Raw genomic sequence first — 9,292 nt, 5'->3', positions numbered from 1 at the left:
CTTTTCGATGCTAACCTTCGTATATTGATGGTTTCGGTTCATTCCTAGAAAATTCTTAGCGATATTAAAGAAATCTTCAATATTCGACCTTATTATCTTGAAACTCTCCCATTCATAGATTAGTTTTGAAAGCAACTACAGTTCGTTTCCAAATGGCCAAATTATATTTTTTACAAAAAAACAAATCCAAAGGTGGATTTAGGTTATGAATTATCTTCTCTAAATTTGTGTTTTTCCTGGGATATATGATCGGAACGATGTTAAATCTATTGATGATAGTCTGATAATTGTTTTTTGACGTAAAACCCTTATCACAGATGATTATATCTTCCGATTTGATAATTCTAGAGCGATATAGCTTATCGAGGAAAGGAATAAGCATTTTAGAGTCATTGGGCGAGTTTTGAAAATTTCAAACCCCAGGAGCTCATTATCCTGATTTATTGCCAAAATCAACTTAAATCCGACATAATATCCTATAGATGGACTATATGAATATTTATATTTTTTATCTCCCTTACCAATTCTATGTCGGTTTCTCCACAAATTAAGGTCGATAGCGATAGAACTAGTGTCAATAATTACTGTTTCTACCTTTTTATCCCTCAATCTCTTTCTAGGCTGAAATAATCTTTTAAAAAACGTGAAAATCAATTCATAATCGAGATTTGACTGCATCTTGTATATTTCATTTGCTTTTACCTTTGAATTAATCCCTAAAAGCCTCTTTAAGGCAATATTTTCATTTATTTCGGAAACAAGCCTTGAAATATCTCTTTCAAATAGATCCGATAGGATTAAGACTTTGATTGACAATAAAAATTTATCTTTGTCATATATTTTTAATCTGCCCGCGATTTTATTAGCTCTTGGAGAAGCGATAATCTCAAGTAATTTGACGACTATAATCCATTTTGGATGCCTGATATCAGGAATTAAGGGAGACAACATAATATCCAACCTCCTTTGGTTGTGCAACCTGATATTAGGTGTCCAAATTACTTAAAAGTTTTCATAGCTACTTGAATTCGTATTTTGAACATCCCCTTGAGTTTAATCAAAAAAATATTCTAAATTTGTAAGTTAAATTTGAATTCAGCTCGAATGAAGCCCTAAGATAAAATAGATTTTAGGAGAGGGGTATTAATAATCTATTCTTTCCAAGCTTTCCTCAATTTTTATTGATTATATTATTTATATATATTTTTAATTTTAGCTCATTTAGAGCATGAAGTGGTTCGTTTTTCGACTAAGAGGATTAAAATCAAACTGCACGCGGCCACCCCGCCCTAAAGCGACGGAGTATGCTTCGGGCCGCGCGCTGCCGTTCTCCGGAATTCAGAAATCATCCAGTCTTCTTTGACCTGAAGCCCTTGACTTGCACAATCGGACCTCTATTACAGCTTTTCCTTGAGACTACATAATATAGTGCGCCATTGTGTCAGCAGTCACATTTCCTACAGGACGAAAAAATTTGCCACTTGACCATAGATTTCCACCCCAATAGCGTTTTTTCAATTCAGGATGAAGTCTGAACAATCGATAAGGACTGCCTCCTTTCAAGTATTGAACAACTCTTGATAGAGATATGCTTGGGTGGAATTCCAGGAACAAGTGAACGTGATCCTCTACAATTTCCATTGCATGAATCTTGTAGCCTTGCTCCATGCAAATATTTCTAAGGATCAACTCGCAATCCTTTTTAACTTGCCTATCGTAGAATATTCTGTATCGGTACTTAGGCACCAGTACGATGTGGTAGGTTATCTGACCATAGCCATGGCTAAAACTGCGCAACTCCAAGCTTATCATCCCTGGCCATAGGTGGCTGGCACCACCTGTGGCTAAGGTGCTTAAAGGCCTCATTTTAAAAGAAGGAACGGTTTATTGAATTAGATAACAGAAAAGAAGAGGCGAGGGTTCACTTCATCCCCGACCTGAAGGTCGGGGTATTCGCGACCCTCTGCACTCCCGTTGTAATTAACGCTATACCACTAAATGAAGGATAAACTTTAAATCCTAAAAATAATACTATACTGTTAATTTAAAGAGCACTTGGGATGGTATGAATGGCTTTCTTCTTAATAAAAGGGACATTTCATGTTAAGGGATACAGCCCTGACGGCGACTCAATCCGCTTTCGGGCTAGGAATCCTGATAACTGGAAGAAGCTCTCTGGCCCAGCAGTAGAGTTGAATGCTCGCGGACATGCTCAGTTGAGGATAGAGGCGATAGATGCCCTAGAGACCCATTATCAGGGATATCACCAGCCGATGAAGCTGGCAAAAGCAGCCTGCCGGCATCTGCTATCATATCTGGGAATAGATGAACTGATATGGGACGAGAGGCAGAGCAGGGTGATAAAGGCCCGGGATGGGACAGAAGGCTGTATCCTAGCCAGGAGCACTGAGGCTTACCGACGGCCTGTCGCATTCGTCTTTGCTGACGGAATCGAACAGAGGGACGGCTCTGAGGTCCTTTTGGATGAGTCGATGCTGAAGCGAAGCCTCAATTACAGCCTCATCTCCCGTGGCCTGGCCTATCCCACCTATTACAACGGCCTCTTCTCCGACCTCCGCCTTCCTCTCACCCGGGCCATGGCCCGCGCCAGATCCGAGGGACGGGGGGTCTGGCCGTATGACCTGACTACGAAGGGTTTCTCTGTCCCCTGCATGGATCCGCTGACTGAGGATGTGGTCATTCTCCCCAAGCTCTTCCGCCGCCTGGTTGACTACATGGGCGAAGGAGGGATGATGAACGGCTTTCGCGATCACCTCTCAGCCCGCTGCGAGCCCCTGGTCAGGATATCTCAGGTGCACTTCACCAGGCTGGATGCTGTGGTTGATGTGAAAGGAGACCGGGTCAGATTGACCGAGCCCCCTGAGAACCTGATATTCCTGGACAAGGTGTTCTGCAAAAAGAGCTGAGGACGATCATCAATCGATCTTTGGGCGGTTGTGCTTCGCGCAGATTCCAAAGCGATGCAATAATCAATAATAAGATCCATCCTCATCCTCCTATTTTTTCCGATATGCTTTAGAGAATTCCGATTAACTTAACGTTGATGGTCCCCATAACGAACATCGCCAATATTTTTGCGTTTTCGATCTAGTTTTCCCTATTCTCATCTTTGGAATTTCGGTAGCGTGACGATTTTGCTGTAAAATTTTCAGTAATATTCCGTAGCGGAAAACGACTTGTTGTCCGCGAGATGGCAATAAGTTATTCTACGAAGTATTATACCCCTCTCCCAAGATCACCAATATGGTATGGCCCTTTTATCAATATTTAGATCATCCAACAAACAAATCAACGTTTGGGTCAAGAAAATTATTCGGGCAACCCTCTTTTCGATGCTAACCTTCGTATATTGATGGTTTCGGTTCATTCCTAGAAAATTCTTAGCTATATTAAAGAAATCTTCAATATTCGACCTTATTATCTTGAAACTCTCCCATTCATAGATTAGTTTTTTGAAAACAACTACAGTTCGTTTCCAAATGGCCCAATTATATTTTTTATAAAAAAACAAATCCAAAGGTGAATTTAGGTTATGAATTATCTTCTCTAAATTTGTGTTTTTCCTGGGATATATGATCGGAACGATATTAAATCTATTGATGATAGTCTGATAATTGTTTTTTGACGTAAAACCCTTATCACAGATGATTATATCTTCCGATTTGATAATTCTGGAGCGATATAGCTTATCGAGGAAAGGAATAAGCATTTTAGAGTCATTGGGCGAGTTTTTGAAAATTTCAAACCCCAGGAGCTCATTATCCTGATTTATTGCCAAAATCAACTTAAATCCGACATAATATCCTATAGATGGACTATATGAATATTTATATTCTTTATCTCCCTTACCAATTCTATATCGGTTTCTCCACAAATTAAGGTCGATAGCGATAGAACTAGTGTCAATAATTACTGTTTCTACCTTTTTATCCCTCAATCTCTTTCTAGGCTGAAATAATCTTTTAAAAAACGTGAAAATCAATTCATAATCGAGATTTGACTGCATCTTTTATATTTCATTTGCTTTTACCTTTGAATTAATCCTAAAAACCTCTTTAAAGCAATATAATCATTTATTTCGGAAACAAGCCTTGAAATATCTCTTTCAAATAGATCCGATAGGATTAAGACTTTGATTGACAATAAAAATTTATCTTTGTCATATGTTTTTAATCTACCCGCGATTTTATTAGCTCTTGGAGAAGCGATAATCTCAAGTAATTTGACGACTATAATCCATTTTGGATGCCGGATATCAGGAATTAAGGGAGACAACATAATATCCAACCTCCTTTGGTTGTGCAACCTGATATTAGGTGTCCAAATTACTTAATAGTCTTCATAACTACTTGAATTCGTATTTTGAACATTCTCCTGAGTTTAATCAAAAAAATATTCTAAATTTGTAAGTTAAATTTGAATTCAGCTCGAATGAAGCCCTAAGATAAAATAGATTTTAGGAGAGGGGTATTATATAAGTGGCAAAAGATCAATCCTCAGGCTGTGAGAATACTGTGAAGATAGTCTATAGCAGGGAGATGGAGAGACGGTATCCGACAAACCCGGTGGAGAATGCTGACAGAGTCGCCCTCCCCGCGGCAATGCTGGGAGAGTTCCAGTTCATCGAGCCCCTGGCGGCAAGTCTTGAGGATATCGCCAGGGTGCATGGGATTGGACATATCGAACGGGTGAAGAGCTCGGGGCTTTATGATGCCGCTGCCCTTGCCGCCGGAGGGGCTATATGTGCTGCTGAGCTCTCTTTAGAGGGTGAGCCTGCCTTTGCCCTTATCCGCCGCCAGGGCATCATGCATCAGCCAACAGGGCCTGGGGAATGTGCTATTTCAATAACATGGCCATAGCAGTACAGAAGATCAGGCCCAAAGCGAAACGGGTGCTGATAATCGATATCGATCTTCACTTTGGCGATGGTACAGTGAGCATCTTCCGGGCAGATAGCAATGTGAAGATCGTCAATCCCTGGTCGGTTGACGAGAGCTTTGAGTATCTGAAGATGGATCAGAGCCGGTATCTGGCCCAGGTAAAGGAGGCCTTCCTGGGCTTCGACTGCGATATTGTGGGAGTCTCCGCCGGCTTTGACACCTACTTGGAGGACTGGGGAGGACTCTTAAAGATCGAGGACTATAAGGAGATCGGCAGGGCCATCCGGGAAGGGGCGGAGGAGAAGTGCAGGGGAAGGAGGTTCGCCCTGTTGGAGGGGGGATATCACCCGGACCTGGGATGGTGCATAAAGAGCTTCATCGAGGGCTTCAGGTGAGCGGAGGAAGGCTCCGATCTCACACTCTTATTCACAACTCTTATTTCAGTCTCTTAATCCAATCTCTTAATCCAATCTCTTAATCCGATCTCTTAATCAAATCTCTTAATCCGATTTCTCGTAGCGTGACGATTTTGCTGTAAAATTTTCAGTAATATTCCGTAGCGGAAAACGACTTGCTGTCCGCGAGATGGCAACAAGTTATTCTACGTGGTATTATAATTGGCCCTGTATCCCCAAGTCGCAAAACTCAGGAGGGACACAGAGCCATGAATATAATTGACTTAGCAGATGATTATCTTGTCGATGTCCCGATTGTGATCGGGACTCTTTCCCCGTAGGTGAAAGATCGGAAAGAGTGCATGAAGAAGCTAACCACCACGCTCTTAAATGAGGTAATGCAGCAGGAAGCAGAGAACCAGATCCAGGCCCGCCCCTATGAACGCACTGGCAAGAGAAAGGCGCACAGGAATGGAACACGACCGCGAAAGCTCAAGACTATTCACGGTGAAATCGAGCTTGAAAAACCTCAAATCAGAGAATTCCCGTTCAAGACCACTGTCTTCGAGAGATATTCTCGAGTAGAAGAATCTGTTAGAATCGCTGTTGCTGAATCTCATCTCGCGGGAGTGACAACAAGAAAAGTCGAAAAAGTGTTCTCTGAATTCGGATTAGAAAATATCTCACCTTCTGAAGTATCAAGAATCTCGAAAAAGTTAGATAAACAGGTACAGGAATTTTTAAACAGGCCGATCGAAGGACCAGTTCCGTACTTGTTCCTGGATGCAAGCTATTTCAAAGTCAGGGATGAGAGACGGTATGTAAACAAGGCACTGCTTATCGTTACCGGTATTCATGATGATGGTTATCGCGAGATTCTAAGTGCTGAAGTCGCCGCAAGCGAAGATGCATCTTGTTGGGAAAATTGCTTTGAAAGCTTGAAGGCGAGAGGGCTTAAAGGTGTCAAATTAGTGACATCCGATGGTCACAAAGGGATACAGGCAGCTGTGCAGAAAGAATTTTTAGGAGCTTCCTGGCAGATGTGTAATGTTCATTTCATGAGAGCCGTGCTCAAGAACATACCTAAGAAAGATAAAAAAGAGGTTGCTTATATGCTGAAGGATTCTCTTGATGATGAGTGCAAGATGCAGGAGCTGGCAGTCATTCTTGATGATAGAGGAGCCAAAAAGTCAGCAGACACGATTGATAGCTTCAGATTTGATCTTTGGAACTACAAATCGTTTCCTAGACAGCACTGGAGGCGGATTCGGACTACCAACGTCCTGGAAAGGATCAACAAGGAACTGAAACGAAGAAGTCGCGTATCAGGAGCATATTCGAATGATCAATCGCTCCTGAGAGTAGCGGTTTGCATCATGATGGATATCAATGAGGATTGGATAACAGGTAATAGGTATTTATCTTTGGAGGAGTGAGTAGAATCAGGATACGGGGCCACTGCGAATTTACAGCAATTATGGCACGCTACCGGAATTTCTCATTCTCATCGGTTTTTTCATAATTTTTCGATAGCTTTCGCTACGCCTGCAATTTGCATTTGGCCGAAGCCAAATGATAAGCATTGAAAGCGATACCTTTGATTACCATCTTGACTCTAACCTTTGGAATCACAGTAACAGTGACACGTTCTGCCTTGCAGACACACTTGATGAAAGCATAGAACCTCTCGACAGGCGATCTTTTTCTGGTGATCCGCTTGTTGTGCATTTCATCTTTGTAACTCAAAGGATGGCTCCTCGTTGCCTTTTTCATTGCTGCATCATATCCCTTTGTCTTGGCTCAGAAATATGCTTTATCAGCATATCGAACTTCACCTTCTTCTGCTAAATCTACTTGACTATCATGGACATCGGCAGCTATGACCTCAATCCTTCCAACCAAACCAAATTTTTCGTTCATGGCATCATGCAGCTTGTAGCCGAAAAAGGATTTGGCTCCTTTCTTTGCCCACGCTCCATACTTCGTCTGGTCTTGGCTTCATCGCCACGAGGAGTATCTGCTTTGGCATAGCCAGGATCAGCGGTTATGAATGTGCCATCCTGCATGATTCCCTTATGCACCTTGAGTTTCATGGCATCAAGCTACCTTTGCATCTCAGTCCATATTTTCTGGTCTGTACCGATTTCAGCAAGGCGTTCTCTGAACTTCCATATTGTTGTGGAATCTGGAACAATCTCCGTTGTGCCAAGAAACACTCTAAACGAGATGCGATCGGCAATTTCCCGTTCAAGCTGCTCATCGGATAGGCTGTAAAGCTGTTGAATGAAAAGTGACTTGAGCATCACGATCACATCGAGATGTGGTCGGCCGCCGCGTTCGGTATTGTTCTTGTACATAGCTTCAAGCAGCGCTCTGAACTCTTCCCAATTCAATCTACCCCCAATATCGACCAGCTTATCTCCAAGATCTTTGACCCGTTCGTATTCCAGACGAAGGGCAAAATCAGTGAGGCTTCTCATAAAATATTATATACTAATAATAATGTTTATAGTTATCGATTAAAAAGGTTTTTCGAAGTTTTCTAAAATATTATTCAAGTTTTCAGCCAGGCCCGTCCAGAGAATTTTTGTATTAATATATAACAACCCTGAAACCATCAATATGCGATATTTTCTGAGGTTTTACGAGTTATAATACTTAAGTTCCAGCTCCAGGCAACTTATTTGCAGCAAATGTGCCATTGTTTTCCCTGTGGTGATATCAGGATGATCGGCCCTCACCGGTGAGACGGAGGCTGCACTGTTTGAGTTAATAAGACATGATCAGGATAGGATTATGATTATTGACCTTGGACCGGAGGATGGTACGGTTATGGGCAGAGCCGGATCTATCGGAGTCACTCCGCAAGAATCGGAACGAGGAGCGACTGTCGTCTGATCGTCAGAAAAAGCAACCGTAACAGATTTAAACATTAAGAAATAAGAATAAAACTGCTTAATTTGGGAGCAGGCCCCTGCCCCAGCAGGGCCATCCGGGCCAGACGGATGGATTTCTGGGACGGAGAACGTCCCTGTTTCACGCACCTGGGTGGTGTCTGAAACCCTGGGAGGTGCGTGAAACGTCAGAGCATATCGAAAAAGCCTCTTTGACAAGGTCAACTCCATTAAGATATAGGTATAAGTCAAGGAGGTTCGTGAAAATCGGCTTTTTTTCGATAGCAGTAAAGGCCGAAAGATGGCGGCTGTATCCATGGCTGAAAAGTCGTGGCCCAGTCCATCTTAAGAATTTAACACCAATTATAAAATATGATGGCATTATATCTTCTCATCAATTTTCACATTGCACGTTCATTTTACATACACTCAATGTTTGTATTGTTTCATTTCGAACCGATCAACGGCTAGTTCCGATTGAATCCAAGCCTCCCCGGCGTTGAGGGGCCCAGGGCATTAGCGCGGGAGGCCCGAAGGGCCGACTCGCGGCGCCCAGAAAAAGACAGCCTTCATGGTTTCGAATCAGCCTCGATAACAGCCTGAATCTCTTAAATATTATTCCAACCTTCAGCCGGGCCCGCCTGGAGAATTTTTGCATTAATATATCGCATCCCAAAACCATCGACATCCTCATTCCGATCTGTCTGGCTTTGTGTGGCCCCTTCACCTGCATCCCGGAGGGGCGAATCGCGGCGCCCAGAAAAAACAGCCTGTATGGTCTCGAATCAGCCTCGATGACAGCCTGGATCTTCTAAAATATTATCCAAGCTTTCAGCCGGGCCCGCCTGAAGAATTTTTGCATTAATATATCGCAACCTAAAACCATCGACATCCTCATTCCGATCTGTCTGGCTATATGGGGCCCCTTCATCAGCATCCCGGAGGAGCGACCCGCGGCGCCCAGAAAAAGACAGCCTTCATGGTTTCGAATCAGCCTCGATGACAGCCTGGATCTCCTAAAATATTATCCAAGCTTTCAGCTAGGCCCGCCTGAAGAATTCTTGCATTAATATATCGCATCCCAAAACCATCACCGCCAACG

8 protein-coding genes and 2 pseudogenes are annotated in these 9,292 nt (G+C 42.7%); 4 read left to right on the top strand and 6 right to left on the bottom strand.

What is annotated here, in order from left to right; genetic code table 11:
- Positions 1–112: 112 nt before the first annotated feature.
- From IPI63_RS12975 to tnpA, 3 genes and pseudogenes are all read right to left on the bottom strand, one after another.
- The gene (locus IPI63_RS12975; protein ID WP_366850822.1) at positions 113–382 is read right to left on the bottom strand and encodes a hypothetical protein; all 270 of its coding nucleotides are present in this window, start codon (positions 380–382) and stop codon (positions 113–115) included.
- Entirely contained in the window at positions 322–951 is a 630-nt protein-coding gene (locus IPI63_RS09610) for a hypothetical protein (RefSeq protein WP_292478155.1), read from the bottom strand. The genes IPI63_RS12975 and IPI63_RS09610 overlap by 61 nt, the downstream gene beginning before the upstream one ends.
- 387 nt (positions 952–1,338) lie before the next feature.
- Positions 1,339–1,803: pseudogene (tnpA, locus tag IPI63_RS09605) on the bottom strand (IS200/IS605 family transposase).
- Positions 1,804–2,069: 266 nt separating this feature from the next.
- Between tnpA and IPI63_RS09600 the strand changes: the two are divergent.
- Entirely contained in the window at positions 2,070–2,927 is an 858-nt protein-coding gene (locus IPI63_RS09600; RefSeq protein WP_214080112.1) for a thermonuclease family protein, read from the top strand.
- Positions 2,928–3,256: 329 nt separating this feature from the next.
- On the opposite strand, the gene IPI63_RS09595 is transcribed toward IPI63_RS09600, so the two are convergent.
- A complete protein-coding gene (locus tag IPI63_RS09595) occupies positions 3,257–3,958 on the bottom strand; it encodes a transposase (protein ID WP_292478153.1) in 702 nt (233 codons plus the stop codon).
- An 89-nt stretch (positions 3,959–4,047) separates the two neighbouring features.
- Complete coding sequence (locus tag IPI63_RS09590) at positions 4,048–4,299, bottom strand: hypothetical protein (protein WP_292478151.1); 252 nt, start codon at positions 4,297–4,299, stop codon at positions 4,048–4,050.
- 200 nt (positions 4,300–4,499) lie between these two features.
- On the opposite strand from IPI63_RS09590, the gene IPI63_RS09585 reads away from it, so the two are divergent.
- From IPI63_RS09585 to IPI63_RS09575, 3 genes are all read left to right on the top strand, one after another.
- Positions 4,500–4,880, top strand: coding sequence for a hypothetical protein (locus IPI63_RS09585; protein ID WP_292478149.1), 381 nt, complete (start codon positions 4,500–4,502; stop codon positions 4,878–4,880).
- Positions 4,853–5,296, top strand: a complete 444-nt coding sequence (locus tag IPI63_RS09580) for a hypothetical protein (RefSeq protein WP_292478147.1) — start codon at positions 4,853–4,855, stop codon at positions 5,294–5,296. The genes IPI63_RS09585 and IPI63_RS09580 overlap by 28 nt, the downstream gene beginning before the upstream one ends.
- Positions 5,297–5,637: 341 nt before the next feature.
- Positions 5,638–6,732 carry an IS256 family transposase gene (locus IPI63_RS09575; protein ID WP_292478146.1) on the top strand — a complete coding sequence of 365 codons (1,095 nt, stop codon included), beginning with the start codon at positions 5,638–5,640 and terminating at the stop codon, positions 6,730–6,732.
- 103 nt (positions 6,733–6,835) lie between these two features.
- Here the strand turns inward: IPI63_RS09575 and IPI63_RS09570 are convergent.
- Positions 6,836–7,776 (bottom strand): annotated as a pseudogene (locus IPI63_RS09570) (IS5 family transposase).
- Positions 7,777–9,292: the final 1,516 nt, after the last annotated feature.

Source organism: Methanothrix sp. (genome assembly GCF_016706325.1).
Lineage (GTDB): Archaea > Halobacteriota > Methanosarcinia > Methanotrichales > Methanotrichaceae > Methanothrix.
Note: the sequence above shows the minus strand (reverse complement) of the source record. Positions and strands in the feature narration are given on the sequence as shown.